This is a genomic window from Rhizobium sp. BK591 (assembly GCF_014195045.1).
Lineage (GTDB): Bacteria > Pseudomonadota > Alphaproteobacteria > Rhizobiales > Rhizobiaceae > Rhizobium > Rhizobium anhuiense.
The window spans coordinates 242730-259686 of the sequence record NZ_JACIAZ010000002.1 but is presented as its reverse complement, the minus strand read 5'-3'; the positions used below and the strand labels follow the sequence as shown (position 1 = coordinate 259686).

Annotated in this window: 16 protein-coding genes; 8 read left to right on the top strand and 8 right to left on the bottom strand. The window is 61.0% G+C overall.

Going from position 1 to position 16957, the window contains the following annotated elements; translation table 11 throughout:
* Nucleotides 1-4 precede the first annotated feature (4 nt).
* The 4 genes from FHX10_RS08330 to FHX10_RS08315 all read right to left on the bottom strand — a co-directional run bounded on the left by FHX10_RS08330 (nt 5) and on the right by FHX10_RS08315 (nt 6000).
* Nucleotides 5-1141 carry an ABC transporter permease gene (locus FHX10_RS08330; RefSeq protein WP_047613456.1) on the bottom strand — a complete coding sequence of 379 codons (1137 nt, stop codon included), beginning with the start codon at nt 1139-1141 and terminating at the stop codon, nt 5-7.
* A 1-nt stretch (nt 1142) separates the two neighbouring features.
* The gene (locus tag FHX10_RS08325) at nt 1143-2150 is read right to left on the bottom strand and encodes an ABC transporter permease (protein WP_047613455.1); all 1008 of its coding nucleotides are present in this window, start codon (nt 2148-2150) and stop codon (nt 1143-1145) included.
* Nucleotides 2151-2323: 173 nt separating this feature from the next.
* Nucleotides 2324-4411 (bottom strand): ABC transporter substrate-binding protein, encoded by a 2088-nt coding sequence (locus FHX10_RS08320; protein WP_047612783.1) that lies wholly within the window; start codon nt 4409-4411, stop codon nt 2324-2326.
* Between the two features lie 122 nt (nt 4412-4533).
* Nucleotides 4534-6000: an alpha-glucosidase/alpha-galactosidase gene (locus FHX10_RS08315; RefSeq protein WP_047612781.1), complete on the bottom strand. Its 1467-nt coding sequence runs from the start codon at nt 5998-6000 to the stop codon at nt 4534-4536.
* Between the two features lie 245 nt (nt 6001-6245).
* On the opposite strand from FHX10_RS08315, the gene FHX10_RS08310 reads away from it, so the two are divergent.
* Nucleotides 6246-7088, top strand: a complete 843-nt coding sequence (locus FHX10_RS08310; protein ID WP_047612778.1) for an AraC family transcriptional regulator — start codon at nt 6246-6248, stop codon at nt 7086-7088.
* A gap of 19 nt (nt 7089-7107) precedes the next feature.
* On the opposite strand, the gene FHX10_RS08305 is transcribed toward FHX10_RS08310, so the two are convergent.
* Complete coding sequence (locus FHX10_RS08305) at nt 7108-8169, bottom strand: class I SAM-dependent methyltransferase (RefSeq protein WP_097630772.1); 1062 nt, start codon at nt 8167-8169, stop codon at nt 7108-7110.
* 329 nt (nt 8170-8498) lie between these two features.
* Between FHX10_RS08305 and FHX10_RS08300 the strand changes: the two genes are divergently transcribed.
* From FHX10_RS08300 to FHX10_RS08275, 6 genes are all read left to right on the top strand, one after another.
* Complete coding sequence (locus FHX10_RS08300) at nt 8499-8819, top strand: helix-turn-helix domain-containing protein (protein WP_097595650.1); 321 nt, start codon at nt 8499-8501, stop codon at nt 8817-8819.
* 3 nt (nt 8820-8822) lie between these two features.
* A complete protein-coding gene (locus FHX10_RS08295; RefSeq protein ID WP_047613454.1) occupies nt 8823-9083 on the top strand; it encodes a hypothetical protein in 261 nt (86 codons plus the stop codon).
* A gap of 9 nt (nt 9084-9092) precedes the next feature.
* Nucleotides 9093-9332 carry a hypothetical protein gene (locus FHX10_RS08290; RefSeq protein ID WP_047612774.1) on the top strand — a complete coding sequence of 80 codons (240 nt, stop codon included), beginning with the start codon at nt 9093-9095 and terminating at the stop codon, nt 9330-9332.
* On the top strand, nt 9217-9561 hold the full coding sequence (locus FHX10_RS35555) for a hypothetical protein (RefSeq protein ID WP_080759866.1): 345 nt from the start codon (nt 9217-9219) through the stop codon (nt 9559-9561). Before FHX10_RS08290 ends, FHX10_RS35555 begins: the two co-directional genes overlap by 116 nt.
* A gap of 125 nt (nt 9562-9686) precedes the next feature.
* A complete protein-coding gene (locus FHX10_RS08280; protein ID WP_097595649.1) occupies nt 9687-12248 on the top strand; it encodes an FAD-dependent oxidoreductase in 2562 nt (853 codons plus the stop codon).
* Nucleotides 12249-12759: 511 nt separating this feature from the next.
* A complete protein-coding gene (locus FHX10_RS08275) occupies nt 12760-14280 on the top strand; it encodes a cyclic nucleotide-binding domain-containing protein (protein ID WP_097595648.1) in 1521 nt (506 codons plus the stop codon).
* Nucleotides 14281-14352: 72 nt separating this feature from the next.
* On the opposite strand, the gene FHX10_RS08270 is transcribed toward FHX10_RS08275, so the two are convergent.
* The 3 genes from FHX10_RS08270 to FHX10_RS08260 all read right to left on the bottom strand — a co-directional run bounded on the left by FHX10_RS08270 (nt 14353) and on the right by FHX10_RS08260 (nt 16223).
* Entirely contained in the window at nt 14353-14577 is a 225-nt protein-coding gene (locus FHX10_RS08270) for a hypothetical protein (RefSeq protein ID WP_063475984.1), read from the bottom strand.
* A complete protein-coding gene (locus tag FHX10_RS08265) occupies nt 14574-15326 on the bottom strand; it encodes a COG4280 domain-containing protein (protein WP_097630774.1) in 753 nt (250 codons plus the stop codon). Before FHX10_RS08265 ends, FHX10_RS08270 begins: the two co-directional genes overlap by 4 nt.
* Before the next feature lie 159 nt (nt 15327-15485).
* On the bottom strand, nt 15486-16223 hold the full coding sequence (locus FHX10_RS08260) for a phosphatase PAP2 family protein (protein ID WP_097595646.1): 738 nt from the start codon (nt 16221-16223) through the stop codon (nt 15486-15488).
* 191 nt (nt 16224-16414) lie between these two features.
* Here FHX10_RS08260 and FHX10_RS08255 point away from each other — a divergent pair, with 191 nt between their 5' ends.
* Nucleotides 16415-16957, top strand: a complete 543-nt coding sequence (locus FHX10_RS08255; RefSeq protein ID WP_097595645.1) for a hypothetical protein — start codon at nt 16415-16417, stop codon at nt 16955-16957.

Here is a 16957-nt window from a genome sequence, read left to right as displayed (position 1 = left end):
CACCTCAATAAGGATCGACCGCGTCGCGCAGTCCGTCGCCAAGCGCATTGAATGCGAAGACGGTGACGAGCACGAAGCCGACGGGGGAGAGAATCCAGGGATAGGAGCCGATCACCGAATAGGTCGCCGTATCCTGCAGCATCAGCCCCCAGGAAATCAGTGGCGGCTTGACCGCGAAGCCGAGGAAACCCAGGAAGGATTCCAAGAGCACGACGCTCGGTATGGCGAGTGTCACCGCGACGATGACGTGGCTCATCACGTTCGGGAAGATGTGCTGCATGATGATGCGCATGTCGGTGGCGCCGACGGCCATCGCCGCCCGGACATAGTCGATACGGGCGAGCGCCAGCGTCTTGCCGCGCACCTCGCGCGACATCTGCGCCCAGCCGAGCGCCGACATGACGGCGATGACGAAGGCAAGGAAGACGTTGGTCGGCGCCGTCACCGGGATGAGCGAGGTCAGCGCCAGATAGAGCGGCAGTTGCGGGAAGGCGAGCACCAGTTCGACGAAACGCTGCAACCAGATATCGAATGTGCCGCCGAAATAGCCGGACACCATTCCGACGGTCGTGCCGATGATGGTGACGATGAAGACCACCGTCAGGGCGATCGTCAGCGAAATGCGCGAGCCGATGATGGCGCGCGACAGCACGTCGCGGCCGAACTTGTCGGTGCCAAGAAAATGCACCGGCTGGCCGTCAGTCGAGCCGAAGAAATGCCGGTTGGCCGGGATCAGGCCGAAAAGCCGGTATTCAGCGCCCTTGACGAAGAAGCCGAGCAGCCGCGGGTTGTCGTAATCCACGCCAACGATCGGCTGGAAGGTGACCGGGTCGAGCTCCTCGGAATCCGACAGCGCATAGACACGCGGCTGGAAGACGAAACCTCCGTCCTTGTCGTGGAAGCTGATCATCTGCGGCGGCGCGAAGCCGACATCGGTTGCCTTCGGGTCCATCGGCGCAAAGAAATCGGCAAAGATCGCCATGACGATCAGGAGCACGACGAGCACCAGCCCTGCCATGCCGGTCCAGGAGCGTCTCAGCCGGCGCCAGACAAGTGCGATGTAGCTTTCATGCCCACGCGATGGCTTGTTGATGGAAAGTTCTGTCGTCGGCGGAGGCGGCGCGGAGTCGAAAGCCAGCATCTCAGGCTCCTCCATACTGGCGGACACGGGGATCGAGCAAAGCGAGCAGCATGTCGGCGATGATGTTGCCGACGATCAGCGTCGCCGACAGCACCATCATGAAGGTGGCGGTGACATAGACGTCGCCGACCGCCATCGAGCCGACGATCGCCGGGCCGACGGTGGGCAATGCGAAAATGATCGCGGTTTCGATCTCGCCGGTCAGCATGTAGGGCAGCACGACGCCCTGGTACATCACCAGCGGGTGCAGCGCGTTCGGCACCGCATGGCGCATCACCACGGCGGCGCCGGAAAGCCCCTTGGCCTTGGCCGTCTCGACATATTGGGCATTCAGCGTATCGAGCAGATTGCCGCGCATGACGCGCATATTGTAGGCGAGCCCGCCGAAGGTGGCGATCGCCACGACCGGCCAGACATGGCGAACCAGATCAGCGAATTTCGCCCAGGACCAGGGCGCCCCGCCATATTGCGGCGAGAAGAAGCTGCCGATTTCGGAGACGTTAAGCTGGAAGACCAGCAGATAGACGATGATCAGCGCCATCAGGAAGCGCGGCACCGTCATGCCGAGGAAGGAAATCGCCGAAAGCGTGCTGTCGATCCAGCTATACTGTCGCGTCGCCGCCCAGATGCCGAAGCCGATGCCGAGCACCGAGGCAAAGAGATGGCAGACGAGCGCCAGAAGCAATGTCCGCGGCAGGCGTTCACCGACGACATCGGCGACCGGCTTGTTGTAAAACATGCTGTAGCCGAAATCACCGCGGGTCACTATACCGCCGATCCAGTTGACGTATTGGATGACCAGCGGCTTATCGAGGCCGTGCTCGACCCTGTAGAGCTGTGCCTGCGCTTCGGCCTGGGCATAAGATGCGCCGCCCTGGTTGATCAGCTGGGATCTTATATAATCGGCGTAGTCGCCGGGCGGTGCCTGGATGATCGCGAAAGTCACCACGCTCAGGATGAAGAGAATGGGGATCGCAGAGGCTATGCGCACGAGCAGGAATCGTAACATCGAACGGTTCGCTTCTCCTTGCCGCCAGTCGCTGCTTGTCAGCGCGGCCGGCTTGTTGGTCATATCAGGCCGCGCGCCACGCGCGGCCTGAATCTCACTTCAGCTGGGAGGGAACTCTCCGGCGTCGCATCACACGCGACGCGCTCTAGCTCTTTGTGTCCTGATGACACGCATCAGTTGATCGGGCCCTTGTCGCCGGGCTTGCCGGGCAGCTGCTCGGGGAACAGCTCGTATTTGCCCTGCTTGTCGGCAGCCACCCACACGCGTTCGCGGATGATGGAGTCTTCAGCCCAGTTGAACATGAAGATCGGCGTACCCTGGGGCACGTTGGAGAACCGCTTGTTGATGATCAGCGCGCCCGGATATTCTGTCAGGCCGACGGTGTTGACGTGCTCCGTCGAGATCTTCTGATACTGCTTCATCAGATCGACGCGCTCGTCATTACTCTGGCTCGTCGTGAACTTGTTGACGACATCGACAAGTTCCTTTTCGAACGGCATCAGATCGAGCTGATCGTCCTTGCCGGCACGATGGTGCCAGCTGGTGCGCGGACCGACAGGGGCAAGCTGTTCGGTATTCTGCACCACCGACGACAGTTCCGTCGTATTGCGCTGGATCAGCCAATCAAAGCGGCCGGCATAATGCGCTTCGTCGCGCTTTGCACCGTCGAGCCCATTGAGGATGACCTTCAATCCGAGCTTTTCCATCTGGCCGACGACACCTTCGGCGAGGCTCTTGTCTGTCGTGTAGTCGTTGTTGACGAGCATGACGATTTCGACATTCTTGCCGCCTTGCGTGCCGGACGGGAAGTTCACGATGCCGTCGCCATCCGTATCCTTGAGGCCGGCCTTGGCGAGTTCCGCCTTGGCACCCTTAAGATCATAGGGGTAGTAAACGGTCGAGTTGCGGTCGTAGAAGCTGGTGCCGGAGGAGAGCCCACCGGGATAGATCGCGGTAAACGGTCCCTTGACCAGCGAGTCGCCGATTGCCTTGCGGTCGAGCGCCATGGTGACGGCCTTGCGGAAGTCCTCGTTGCGGTTCAACTCGCGGATCGCCTCACCGCGCTCGTCCGGGTTGCCCCAGCCGTTGGCGGAGAAGTTCATGCGCAGATTGTAGCCGATTAGGCGCGGGCCGAAGGCAAGGCGGGCGGGTGCGGTCTTTTCGGCGGCTCGCTTCAGCGACGCGACGAAGTTTTCCGGCTGCTCGAGGTTCGAGATGTCGGCGGATCCGGCCACGGCCTGAACGTCACGGTCGGCCCAGGTCGAGAGCTTGTAGTGCAGCTCATTCAGATAGGGCAGTTGATCGCCCTTCTCGTCGACCTTCCAGTAATAGGGGTTGCGGCGCATGACGATGATGTCGTCCGGGCGATATTCGACCGGTACCCAGGCGCCCATCACCGGCATGTTCATGAACTCGGGCGGGAAGGCGTTCTTGAACTGGTCGTAGGTGTTCTTCGAATATTTCGGATGCTTCGACTTCAGGATGTGCGACGGACCCGGGCAGAAATTCGGGTAGGACATCGTGTAGAGATATTGCTTCGGGAAGGCCTCCTTGAAGGTCCATTCGACGGTGTAATCGTCGACCTTCTTCAGCGTCGTGCCGACGCCGAAGGCTTCCGGCGAGGCGCCGCCGCCGAGCGGCGAAACGTTCGGGTCGATGACTTCGTCATCCCAGTAGAACATGATGTCGTCGGCATTGAATGGCGCGCCGTCAGACCATTTGGCGCCTTCGATCAGGTGCATGGTCAGCTTATGGCCGTCTTCGGACCAATCCCAGCTCTTGGCGAGGTTCGGCAGCGGCTCGGTGTCTGAGGCCTGTACCTGGAACAGCGGCGCGGTGCGCGTCAGGCATTCGGAAAGGCCGATATCGATGCCGCCCCAGCCCTGCGTCTGGCCGGCGCCGTAGTTCCAGCCTTCCGGCCGGCCGCCGATGACGTGGCGCATCGTATCGCCGTAGACACCGATGCCGTCGGGCATATTGCCCGTCTTGAAGACCAGCGGCTCCTTCGGCAGCCGGTCCTTGACCGGCGGCAGCTTGCCGGTGGCGACGAAATTTTTCGTGACCCAATCCGGCTCATGATATTCGGGCAGCGCCTTGAACTCCAGGATGGAGTCGCGCGCCACATATTTGATCTTGCCTTCGGCCGGAAAGTCCGCCGGCGCCGGCGGGATGGTTGCCTCGGAAGCATATGCATTCAGCGCCGCGGCCGAGACGCTGAGCGCCAGCCCGGCAAGAATGCCCAGATTGCGGAAATTCATCATCGTTTCTCCCTCTGTTCCGGAGCGCGGGTCACACGGCTCCTTTTCCTCGCACGACATGAAAGCGGGCTTGATGTCATGGATTTCCCTCCCGGAAACCCATGACGACCCAACCTTCACAAAACTTAGACGGCCTGCTTCAGCGCCGCCTTTTCGGCGCGCAACTCCTCGATCGAGCGGACGTTGCGGCGCGCAGCCCCCGCCCAGTCGCGGGTCTGCACCTTCGATTTGGACAGCCGCTCCTTGGCGGCCGGCACGGCATCGGCATATTGCGGCAGCCAACGTGCCTGGGCAACGACCATCTCGTCGACCATCTGCCAGACTTCCTCAGGCGTCGAGACGGCGCCGACCAGCGGATCGTGCAGCACGGCGAGCTTCAGGAGATCGATGTCGCCTGAAACAGCCGCATGCACCGACATGCGCTGGACGTTGATCGAGGCAATGCAGGTGGCGGCACAAGCTTCCGGCAGGGTGACGCCGGAAACCATGTTGATGCCGAAGCGGTCGACGAAGCCGGGCGATTCGATGATCGCATCGGACGGCAGGTTGGTGATGACGCCATTGTTCTTGACGTTGAAATGGCCGCGATAGACCCGGTTCGTCTCCAGCGCCTCCAGGATGTGGCTGGCGTGTTCGTTCGAGCGCTTGGCAGGATCGATCGGCTTGGCGGCCGATTCCAGGAATTGCGGATATTCCGTCTCGAACCAGTTACGCGTTTCGGTGGAGTGGCGGAGATAGCCGCCGGTCTCGCCGTGGATCCAGTCGGACATATCGATCCAGCGGGTGATTTCGTCCGGCCGTTTGCGATACCAGGGCAGGTATTCCGAGAGATGGCCGTTGCTTTCCGTGGAATAGACGCCGAAACGCTTCAGCACGTCGATGCGCAGCTTCTCCTGCTGCGAATAGACGGGGTGCGCCTCGAAGGCGGCAACCAGCTCGTCCTTGCCGATCTTGCGGCCGTTGAGGCGCAGGTCGATGAACCAGGTCTGGTGGTTGATGCCGGAGCAGATGTAATCGAGTTCGCTCACCGACTTGGCGCCCAGCACCTCGGCGATCTGTTCGGCGCCGTGCTGGACACCGTGGCAGAGGCCGACCGTGTCGACCTTGCCGTATTCGATCGCCGCCCAGGTGTTCATCGCCATCGGGTTGGCATAGTTCAGGAACTTGGCACCCGGCTCGGCGACTTCCCTGATGTCCTTGCAGAAGTCGAGGATCACAGGGATGTTGCGCTGGCCATAAAGGATGCCGCCGGCGCAGATCGTATCGCCGACGCACTGGTCGATGCCGTATTTCAACGGGATGCGGATATCGTCGGCATAGGCTTCGAGGCCGCCGACCCGGACGCAGCTGATGATGTAACGTGCGCCTTCCAGCGCCTTGCGCCGGTCGGTCGTCGCCGTGACTTTCGTCGGCAGTCCGTTCGCCTCGACGACACGATCGAGGATCGCCTTGATCATTTCGAGATTGTGCTCGCTGAGATCCGTCAGCGCGAATTCGATGTCGCGAAACTCGGGAACGCACAATATGTCGGTAAACAGCTTCTTGGTGAAGCCAACGCTGCCCGCACCGATGATAGCGATTTTGAAACTCATGATCTTCACCTCGACCCAATCGAATGCTAGAGAAAAGATGGCTATGGAGGTTCAGGCCGCATGCCGGCGCATGTGGTTGAAAAAGCCGTAAAACTGCCTGTTTTCCTCCCGGCCGCTCTAATCGGCCGTGGTCTCTTCCTTCTTGTCGACCGGGATTATGCCCGAAATCGTCGGGGCGACCAGAGAAGGATTATGCTTTCAGGGGTAATTTTGTGCTGCAGGATTTAATTGCCAATGGACAGTCGATGAGGACGGTTTCGCTGCCCCGCGGCCGCCAGCGATTGCACGCCATGCCGACCAGTACCGGCTATGAGGTGCGCGAGAACGAGACCTATGACTGGGATGGCCGACGGCGCGGCCAGACGCCCTTCACGGTGCTGCAGCACACGATCAGCGGCAGCGGTCGGCTGCGCTACCAGAACCGCAATTATCGGCTTCAGGGCGGCGATACGCTGCTGGTGCTCGTCCCGCACAATCACCGCTACTGGCTGGAGAAGGGCGACCGCTGGGAATATTTCTGGATCTCGATGAATGGCGAGGAGACGCTGCGCATCCATCAGCTGGTGCTTTCCACGTCAGGCCCGGTGTTGAAGCTGCAGCCCTCGACCATCGATCATCTGGCCGATTGCAGCCTGCGCCTCGTCAGAGGCGCGACGTCGCCAGGTGCTGCCTCGGCGATCGCCTATGAGGCGGCCATGGCGCTCTACGACGATGTCTTCGGCTCGCCGGCCTTTGCCGCCGAGCTCAGCCTGATGCAGCCGGTGATCGACCATATCAACGCCAATCTCGACAAGCCGCTGCCGGTCAGCGAACTCGCCGGCATCGTCGGCCTCAGCCGCGCGCATTTCTCGCGCAGCTTCGCCGAAAGCGAGGGCATGCCGCCCGCCGAATTCGTGCTGCAGCAACGCCTGCAGCGCGCCGTCAAGCTTCTGACCAAGGCCGACTTCCTGCCGGTCAAGGAAGTCGCCATCATGTGCGGCTTCGAGGACGCCAACTATTTCTCGAAAGTCTTCCGCCGCGTCTACGGCACCAATCCCACCGAATTCCGAACGACGGGCATGTATGCCAGCATCGGCAAGCTGAAATAGCGGACCGTCCCAAGTCGCGTCAGGCCCGCACCTCGAACACCATGTTGAACGGGGTTTCGGTCGCGCGGCGGAAATGCGTGAAGCCGGCGTCGAGCGCCACCTTTCGAAGCTTCATTTCTCCCGCCTGTGCGCCGAGCCCGAGCCCGACCTCCTGGGAGAGCGATGCCGGCGTGCAGATCATCGTCGATGCTCCGTAAAAGACGCGGCCGACCGGATTGAGATTGTCCTTGAGATGGTCATGGGCAAAGGGCTCGACGATCAGCCATGTCCCGTTCGGCCCAAGCGTGTCCTTGACATGCCGGCCGGCGCCGACCGGATCGCCCATGTCATGAAGGCAGTCGAACATGGCGACCATATCATAGCCGCCGCCTGGAAATTCCGCCGCCGAGCCCTGCTTGAACGTCACGCGGTCGGCGACACCCGCATCTTCCGCGGCGGCCTTTGCCCTTTCGATCGACGGGCCGTGATAGTCGAAACCGGTGAAGCGGGACGCGGGATAGGCCTGCGCCATCAGAATGGTCGAGGCGCCATGACCGCAGCCGACATCGGCGACGCTGGCACCGGCCTTGAGCTTTGCCTCCACCCCGGCAAGCGCCGGAATCCATTCGTTGACGAGATGGCTGTTGTAGCCCGGGCGGAAGAAGCGCTCGGTGCCTCGGAACAAGCAGGTGCTGTGCTCATGCCAGCCGAGACCCTTGCCGGTGCGGAAGGCATCGGCGACCTTCGGCTCATCCATCCACATGGATTGCACGACCTCGAAGGCCCCCACGAAAAAGGCCGGGCTGTTTTCCTCGGCAAACACCATCGCCTGTTCCGGCGTCAGGCTGAAACGATCGGTTTTTTCATCGTAAGCGACATAGTCCGCAGCCGCCTGAGCGCTCAGCCATTCCCTGAGATACCGCTCCTTCACCCCTGTTTTCGCGGAGAGTTGCTGGACAGTCATCGGCGTTCCGTCGGCCATCGCCTTGAACAACCCCACCTTGTCGCCAAGCACGACCAAGGCCCCTGACATGGCGGCGCCGACGTCCCCAACAAGACGACCGACGAGCGCATCGAGTTTCTGCATATCTGGCTCACGCATTGTTACCTCCCGGGTGCGTGATGAAGGAACAGTTAAATTAGTCTTTAATAATATTCAGTCAATCAACCTTCCCGTTTCACCAGATGAGCGTGGAGTATTGACGGTCGAAAGAATGTAAAAGGCGGGATGAATAGGCCGTTCCATTCCGGCGCAATTTACGCGTGACTACATAATCCGGGGAGATTGCCATTCCACGAGAAGACCAACGTCAACCGCTCAAAACATCTTGTGTCGTCATGCGCTTGCTCTCATCATCGCTTGTATCGAGATTACATTTTTCATATCATCCGCGGGAAGCAGCGCTACACTTTTGATGCAAGGTTATTGTTTTGAGCCTATCTTCCGCCCAATGCCGCGCCGCGCGTGCCCTGCTGGCTTGGTCTCAGGACGACCTCTCATCGGCCTCAAAAGTCGCCAAAGCGACGATTGCCAATTTCGAGGCCGGGAAGCGTTCACCCTATGAGCGCACCCTTCAGGATATGAAGCACGCCCTGGAAGGCGGCGGGGTTGTTTTCATCCCGGAAAACGGCGGCGGCGCCGGTGTCCGCCTGGCAAAACGCGCAAGCCCCTCGATCGACACGAATGAGACCGAAATGGTTCAATATGAAGAATATCTCGAAAACGACGCACCGCCCGGTGCGGGTGGCTGAATGATGGCAAAAAAAGAGAAGCTCGAACATTCCGAACTGGCGGGAGAATTCACCGATGACGGGATCACCGTGCTCGTCGATATCTTCCGCACATCGGGCAGCAATGAAGACTGGACGATGGAAGTGGTCACGCAGGCGGAGGATCTGATCCGTTGGGACGAGCCGTTTGCGACAGACCGGGAGGCTTTCGACGAATTCCTGGCCGTCGTCGCCAAGGACGGCATTCGATCGTTTCTCGAAGATGAAGAGCCATCCGTGCATTGAGGAAGATTCGTGAAGAGCATCAATGATCTAGTCGCATCGGCGAAAACCGTCTGCGATCGATACCGGGCCGGTCGGATGGAGCGCGAGACCGTGCGGGAATGGGTTCTCGGACTCGGCGCCTATCCGCCGCCGCATGGCGAGCGTGTACGGGAAGCGGCGGAATGGTTCCGATTGCACAATCGTGAGCCCGTTTCCGAAGATATCGTGCTCGCGGACATCGACCGGCTCAAGGCGATTTCAGCGCCGTGATCCCGGGGCGTGCGAACGACAGGCGGCCGGCTCAGCTCCTGCTTCGCATTTTCCTGGAATAGCTCCAGCCTCGCGAGCTGGCGCAATCACGCCGGTACTCGGCGGCGTAGGACCAATGACGATCATGAGCATGATGCATAATACCGCCATCGCAGCTTTCATGCGAAGAGGTCTGGAGGTTCCGCAGCAGAGCGGTATGGCGCTTCCGTTGAAAGCTGAGCCACTCTAGCCGCGAAGCGCAGGTCGAGCGCGGCTACTGCAATTCAAGGTGTTGCAGCGTCCTTTGCGCGTCCTATCAGACGCGCGGCGCTGCAGGTAAATTTTAATTCGTCCGATAGGCAGAAGGGACAGTACGTGGCCACATTTCCGGAAAAGGCAAAGGTCGTCATCATCGGGCTCGGCGGTATCGTCGGCGCCTCCATCGCGCATCATCTCGTCGAGCGCGGATGGGACGATATCGTCGGCATCGATAAGTCGGGCATCCCAACCGACATCGGCTCCACAGCCCATGCCTCGGACTTCTGTTACACCACGAGCCACGACTATCTGTCGGTCTGGACCACACAATATTCGATCGATTTCTACGAGAAGATGGGCCACTACGCCCGCATCGGCGGCCTCGAAGTGGCGCGGACCGGCGACGATACCTGGATGGAGGAAATCAAGCGCAAGCTTTCCTCGGCACGCGCTTTCGGCACGCGCGCCCATTATGTCAGCCCTTCCGAGATCAAGGAAAAGTTCCCGCTGATCGAGGAAGATCAGGTAATGGGCGGCCTTTACGATCCGGATGCCGGCCTCGTCATTCCGCGCTCGCAGACCGTTGCCGGCAAGCTGGTCGACGCCGCCGAAAAGGCAGGCAAGCTGCAGGTATTCGGCAACACGCCGGCAAAGTCGCTGATCGTCGAAGGCGGCCGCATCAAGGGCGTCGTCACCCATCGCGGCACGATTATGGCCGACCACGTCATCGTCTGTGCCGGCCTCTGGGGGCGCCTGATCGCGGAGATGGTCGGCGAAGACCTGCCGGTCATGCCGGTCGACCACCCGCTCACCTTCTTCGGTCCCTATAACGAGTTTGAAGGCACAGGCAAGGAAATCGGCTTCCCGCTGCTGCGCGACCAGGGCAACTCCGCCTATATGCGCGATACCGGCGACCCGGCGACGACGGAGGGCGGTCAGATCGAGTGGGGCTATTACGAAGCCACCAATCCGCGCATGTGCCATCCGCGCGATCTTCTCGAAAAACACGAAGCACGCCTTTCGCCTTCGCAGCGCGACCTCGAGATGGAACAGATCATCGAGCCGCTCGAGCGCGCCATGGAACTGACGCCGATCCTCGGCGAACTCGGCTATAACGAAGGTCACTCCTTCAACGGCCTGCTGCAGGTGTCCGCCGGCGGCGGCGCATCCTGCGGCGAGAGCCAGAAGGTGCGTGGTCTCTGGTATTGCGTTGCCATCTGGGTCAAGGACGGCCCGGGCTACGGCAAGCTGATCGCCGACTGGATGACCGATGGCCGGACTGAAATCGATCACAACAGCATCGATTACGCCCGCTTCTATCCGCATCAGTTGACGGAAGAGTTCATCGAAGGCCGCTGCTACGAAGCCGCCCAGAAGATCTATTTCCCGGCCGTTCACACCCGCGAACCCTATGCATCCGGCCGCAACGCCAAGCGCTCGCCCTTCTACGAGCGCGAAAAGGAGCTTGGCGGCTACTTCATGGAACTTGGCGGCTGGGAGCGCGCGCACGGCTACGCCGCCAACGAACACCTGCTGGAGAAATATGCCGACCGCGTCCCGCTTCGCGAGAACGAATGGGACAGCCGCCATTTCTGGCGCGTGTCGAATGCCGAGCATCTGGCGATGAGCGAAGATTGCGGTATCGTCAATCTCAGCCACTTCCACATGGTCGATATCGAAGGACCCGACCATGTCGAGCTGATGGAATGGCTGTGCGCCGCCAAGGTCGGCGGCGATGCAAACATCGGCAAGGGCATTTACACCCACTTCCTCGACGACGAAGGCATGGTGCGCGCCGACTTCACCGTCTTCCGCATGGCCGACCGCTGCCGTCTCGTCAACGGCGCCGATGCCGGCCCGCGCGACCTGCACTACATGAAGCGCGTCGCCCAGGACCGTGGCCTTGACGTCACCATCACGGACGTCTCGGAAAAATTCGTGACGATCGGCATCTGGGGTCCGAACGCGCGCGACACGCTGAAGAAGGCTGTCGCCGATCCGGCCGGGCTCGACCAGGAAAACTTCGCCTTTGCGGCGATCAAGCCGATCGAAATCGCCGGTAAGCCTGTCACCGCCTTTCGCATCTCCTATGTCGGCGAGCAGGGCTGGGAACTGCACATGAAGTATGAAGACGGCCTCGCCGTCTGGGATGCGCTGCGCTCGACCGGCGTGATGGCCTTCGGCGTCGAGACCTATGCAAACTCGCGCCGCATGGAAAAGAGCCTGCGCCTGCAGAATGCCGACCTCCTGACCCAGTACAATCTGATCGAAGCCGATCTCGCCCGTCCGAAGGTCAAGGAAGCCGATTTTCGCGGCAAGGCAAAACATCTGGAATACAAGGCGCGCGAGCACCAGCCGGCCATACTCTGCACGCTTGTCATGACCGAGAATACCGACAAGTCGGGCGTGAAGCGTTATCCCCTCGGCAACCTGCCGGTTATCGATCCCGCCACGGGAGAGGTTCTGGTCGACGAGCTTGGCCGTCGGTCCTACACGACCTCGATCGCCTACGGCCCGACGGTCGGAAAGAACATTGCCTTGGCCTATTTGCCTTGGTCGCATTGCCAGGTCGGACGCAGGCTGAATATCGAGTATTTCGCCGAGAGTTATCCGGTGGAGGTTGTCGGCGTCGGGTACAAGCCGATCTACGACCCAGAAAATCTGAAGCCGCGCAGCTAGAGCAGCTCAGCTTTTAACGGAGCACCGAACCGCTCTATCATTTTGTTCTTACGCAATTCCGGGCAAATCCGCTTCGCGCTTTGCCTGGAATTGCTCAAGGCACCTCAAGCCAGATGTGGCGCCACAACGGCGGCTTGATAAGCTCGCTCGAAACGCAGATCCGTCATCTGTTCCCGGCGCCCGCAAAAACTTGCTTGGAATTTCGCTGAAACACCGTCGCTGTCACCGTTTCCCAACGTCCATCGCATCGTCAGGGGCGGCTCGGAACGCGCCGCTTTGAGACCAGCCAGCAGCCAATCGCCCAGAGCGTGCCGTGCGCCGCCGAGTGACGTCCGCACCCGTTTCCAACGCTGTCGGCGCTGGCGCTATTTTAAGGTTGCCTCGCAGCCGGATTGGAAGTCAGGATGCGGCGAAGCCGTCTAGACGCGCTTTGGAATTCAATAGCGAGCCATGATGTTGCACGAAAACCGCTCACACTCTTCGGCATCATGCTCCGGCAAATGGACGGTCGATGCTTGATACTCTCACTTGGTCCGCAGTGCTTGCCGATCCCATCGTCCAGGCCGGGACCCTGGCAGTGGTCGGCGCGGTCGTTACGCGCATAGCGCTTCGGCCCTTCCCGAGCTGGAAGCTCGCCGGCCAGGTGTTTTTTTTCGCGGTACTGACCGTCCTGCTGCTCTATCACGACATCGTGCCCTACGAAGTTGGGCCGACGCCCGCGTCGACCTTCGAACGCGTCTTCATCGCCCTTGCCAAGGTGGTCTGGTGGATCAATGCCGCCTGGGCACTGATCGCCTTCGTTCGCGTCTTCCTGATCTTCGAGCGGCAACCGCGCGAAGGTCGCCTCGTTCAGGATCTGGTCATCGGCCTGATCTATCTCGGCGCGATCCTCTCGGTGGTCGCTTACGTCTTCAGCTTTCCCGTCGGCACGCTGATCGCCACCTCGGGTGTCTTTGCCATCATCCTCGGCCTTGCGATGCAAAGCACCCTGAGCGACGTCTTTTCCGGCATCGCGCTCAATCTCGGCCGGCCCTATACGATCGGCGACTGGATCGTGCTGAATGATGGCATCGAAGGCCGTGTCGTCGAAACCAACTGGCGTTCCACCCATCTGCTGAACGGCTCGAACGACCTCGTCGTCCTACCCAACAGCTTCCTCGCCAAGGTCGGGCTGACCAATCTCAGCAGTCCCGACCGCAGCCACGGGACGACGCTGATGGTCCGCGTCGTGCCGACGATCGGGCCGTCGGCGATCGTCGACGTCATGCGCACAGTCCTTTTGAGCAGCAACTCGATCCTGACCGAACCGAAACCCGGCGTGCAGATCAAATCGCTTACATCGGATGCAATGGAACTGGAACTCTCCTTCCGCGTCAGGGATATCGGCCAGGTCGGGCCAGCGAAGAACGAGATTTTTGACCTCATCTACCGTCACATCAAGGCCGCAGGCCTCACCTTGGCCCGACCGATCGATGCCGCGGGGCCGCTGCCCGACCGCCTGCAGTCGGAGGAGATGGCGAAGCCGCACCGGCCGACGCCGCTCAAGCTTCTCGACGCCATCCCGCTCTTTTTCTCGCTGACCGAAGACGAGAAGGAAACGCTCGCAGCATCGATGACGCGACGCACCTACAAGAAGGATGCCATCCTCATCGAACAGGGCGATACGGTCGCATCGCTGATGATCGTGCGCAGCGGCGCCCTTGTCGCCACGCGGCGGGAAGGCCACAAGGAAATCGAACTCGGCCGGCTGGCGCCGGGCGACTATTTCGGCGAAAGCGGACTGCTGATCGGCCTCGGCGAAGCCGCCAGCCTGCGGGCGCTGACCTTCGTCGTCGTCTATGAGATCGCCCAAGCAAGCCTGACGCCGCTGTTACACGACCGGCCAGGCATCGCCGAAGAACTTGCCGCCACCCTGTCGCGCCGAATCGAGACGGGCCAGCACTCCTTCGCAACTGAAGGCGCCACGCTGAACGGCGGCTCGGTGAGCTCGCTGGTGACGCGGATCCGCCATCTGTTCAAGGTGCCGCAGTAGCTCCCTAAATCAAAGAAACGGAGCATGACGTCGTCCGAAACCGCTTCACACTTTTCGGTATCATCATCCAGGCTATTTCCGCTGAAACTTCTTCCGCGCCGCGCGCATCACACTCTCGGCGAGGATCAGCAGGCAGCCGAGGAGAAGCAGAGCGGCGGCGAGCAACGCGTCGGTATGGGCGAATTTCACCAGCACGCCGACGACGGCGATCAGCAGCAGCGCCGCCAGCGCCAGCGCGCCGTCGTCGACGAACATGCCGAAGAATTCCTTGAACGCGACTTTAAGAATATTCGTCATGCGGCGACCTCGGCATGGGCGTTGAAATACTGGCGCAGCACCCGGACCGCGGCGAAGGAAAAGACGGCGAGCACGGCAAGGATCGCCAGGAGCGAAAGGTCGGCGCCCGGCCACTCTGCACCGATGCCCTCGCCGACCCAGAATATGCCGAAGGCGCTGAGCAGCAGCCCGACGACGAATTTGAGGCTGTTCTCCGGAACCGCTGAAAGCGGTTTGTGCACGAAGAGGCCGATGATCAGCACCAGCAGGCAAGCCGCGGCAGCCCCAAGGCTGGCATAACCGATCATGCCATGTCCGGCGCCGGTGGCGATGACGATGAACACCACTTCGATCCCCTCGAGCAGCACGGCCTTGAAGGCCGCAATGCCCGCCAGCAAATTCGCGCGACGCTCTGCGGATTGGCGTCTCAGACTATCCGTCTCGGCCGCAAAGGCTTTTTCCTCGTCGTGCAGGGCGATGAAACCAGAAGCCCTGAGGATCGCCTTGCGCAACCAGCGCAGGCCGAAGAGAATGAGCAGCGTTCCGATGACGAACTGCATCAACTCGACCGGAATGAGGCCGAGCAACGGACCGAGCGCCAGCACAAGAATGGCCAGAACGCCGAGTGCAAGACCGGTACCGATGAAGGCCGGACGCCAGCTTTGCGTGACGCCGACGGCAAGGATGATGGTGAAGGCTTCGACGACCTCGACGAAGGAGCCGAGAAATGCGGCCGTGACCGTCGAGGTGATCGTTGTCAGAGTTGCCATGGGTTCTGTCCGTTATGCCGGCGGAGATCAAAGCCTTGTTGATGCCGGCAGCACTGTGCAACAGCTGCGAGAAAGGGAAAAGGCATGCGCTGCCAAAGATTGTGCATGAAGGGCGATCCCTATCTCTCCGCCGCCTGCGCCATGGACGGGACAGGAGAGCTATCTGCTATCACCGTTTTCAGCCTCGGCGCCATCGTCCGGAGCGCGGCTTGGAACGAAGCGTTTCGAGATCAGCCAGCAGCCGAGCGCCCAGAGCGCGCCGGCGCACCATCCGGCGAAGACGTCCGTGGGGTAATGAACGCCGAGATAGATGCGGCTCAAACCGACAATGACGGCGAGGAAGACGCCGGCGCCCATGACGAAGATCCGCGTCGACCGGTAACGCTGTGTCCGCGCCAGCAGCGCCCCGAGCGTCAGATAGGTCACCGCTGAGACCATCGCATGTCCGGAGGGAAAGCTGAGATCGCTCACTTCGACGAGATGCGGCACGATGTCGGGACGTGGCCGGGCAACAAGGATCTTCAGCGTCGTGCTCGCCAGCCAGCCAGTCAGCACCGAGGAAAAGACGAAGATCGCGATCGGCCAGCGCCGGTCGAGCATGAGATAGACGGTGATGAGAACCGTCAGCAGCGAGAGAACGGTGACGCCGCCGAGGCTGGTGATATCGTCGACGGCATGTGTCAGCCAGGCGGGCCCGATCGGCACCGCAAGTTCGCCCGGTCGCCGCAACGCCAGCAGGATCGCTTCGTCGAAGCGGAATGTCTCGCCCTCCAGGACTTCGCTCGTCAATCGCTGGAGCACAAACAGCCCACCTGCAACGGATGCCAGCATAATGAGCGTCAGCGGCTCATAGGCGGTAAGCCGTGCCAAAAATCCGTGTCGTTGAACCTCGGACATACCTGTCATCAAACTCCGTTCACATGTTGTCGTCCCTCGCCAGATTGGCAATGCAGACCCAGGATTCAAGTCCTCGCGGCATTCAAAAACAGTCCTGCGGGCCGCCGGCGCCGGATCTCCGGCACTTGGTAGCAAAAGCTCAACCTTCTTTTGCTATCGCTGGAGTTGATTGCGTTGGAGATGGTTCGGCAATGAAAATTCTCACTGCGATGATCCTGATGGCCGCCGCCCTGCAGCCGGTTTCGGCCTTGGGCGAGACCGAGTGGATGGGCGGCGCAAGACAATGGTCGGTGGGTTTTGCAAGCGAGAAGCCGCCCTATTGTCGCCTGCGGTGGGACAGCGAACTCGGCAAGACCATGGAATTCCGCCAGAGCGCCAGCGAGACCTTCTGGCTGGTGGCAAAGAGCACCTGGGACATTCCAGCCGACACCAAGACCGAAGTGACGCTGACCGATCGCAATTTGACGAAAGTCGTCGCCGCCGAATTCTTCGACAAGACCACGCTTCGCCTCTGGCCTCCGGCCAGCAAAGGAAGCGGCGGACTGAAGAAGATCATCAAGAATTCCTTCGCCGGAACCCCTGACGTGCAGTTGACCTTTGCCGGCGACGAAGGCGACTGGACGCTGCCGCTGTCGCGGGTGGACCAGCTCTACCCGACCTATCTCCAATGCCTCAAACGTCTCGAGGCCGGCGGAAAGCCCAAGCAGGATTCCGAAACCAGCAAGCCGTTCTGA

Excerpts from the sequence above, each read along its gene's own strand:
- FHX10_RS08255 (WP_097595645.1), top strand. The coding sequence starts at position 16,415 with ATGAAAATTCTCACTGCGATGATCCTGATGGCCGCCGCCCTGCAGCCG.
- FHX10_RS08265 (WP_097630774.1), bottom strand. The coding sequence starts at position 15,326 with ATGGCAACTCTGACAACGATCACCTCGACGGTCACGGCCGCATTTCTC.
- FHX10_RS08295 (WP_047613454.1), top strand. The coding sequence starts at position 8,823 with ATGGCAAAAAAAGAGAAGCTCGAACATTCCGAACTGGCGGGAGAATTC.
- FHX10_RS08260 (WP_097595646.1), bottom strand. The coding sequence starts at position 16,223 with ATGTCCGAGGTTCAACGACACGGATTTTTGGCACGGCTTACCGCCTAT.
- FHX10_RS08315 (WP_047612781.1), bottom strand. The coding sequence starts at position 6,000 with ATGAGTTTCAAAATCGCTATCATCGGTGCGGGCAGCGTTGGCTTCACC.
- FHX10_RS08305 (WP_097630772.1), bottom strand. The coding sequence starts at position 8,169 with ATGCGTGAGCCAGATATGCAGAAACTCGATGCGCTCGTCGGTCGTCTT.
- FHX10_RS08310 (WP_047612778.1), top strand. The coding sequence starts at position 6,246 with ATGAGGACGGTTTCGCTGCCCCGCGGCCGCCAGCGATTGCACGCCATG.
- FHX10_RS35555 (WP_080759866.1), top strand. The coding sequence starts at position 9,217 with ATGGCGAGCGTGTACGGGAAGCGGCGGAATGGTTCCGATTGCACAATC.
- FHX10_RS08330 (WP_047613456.1), bottom strand. The coding sequence starts at position 1,141 with ATGCTGGCTTTCGACTCCGCGCCGCCTCCGCCGACGACAGAACTTTCC.
- FHX10_RS08275 (WP_097595648.1), top strand. The coding sequence starts at position 12,760 with ATGCTTGATACTCTCACTTGGTCCGCAGTGCTTGCCGATCCCATCGTC.
- FHX10_RS08325 (WP_047613455.1), bottom strand. The coding sequence starts at position 2,150 with ATGTTACGATTCCTGCTCGTGCGCATAGCCTCTGCGATCCCCATTCTC.
- FHX10_RS08270 (WP_063475984.1), bottom strand. The coding sequence starts at position 14,577 with ATGACGAATATTCTTAAAGTCGCGTTCAAGGAATTCTTCGGCATGTTC.
- FHX10_RS08320 (WP_047612783.1), bottom strand. The coding sequence starts at position 4,411 with ATGATGAATTTCCGCAATCTGGGCATTCTTGCCGGGCTGGCGCTCAGC.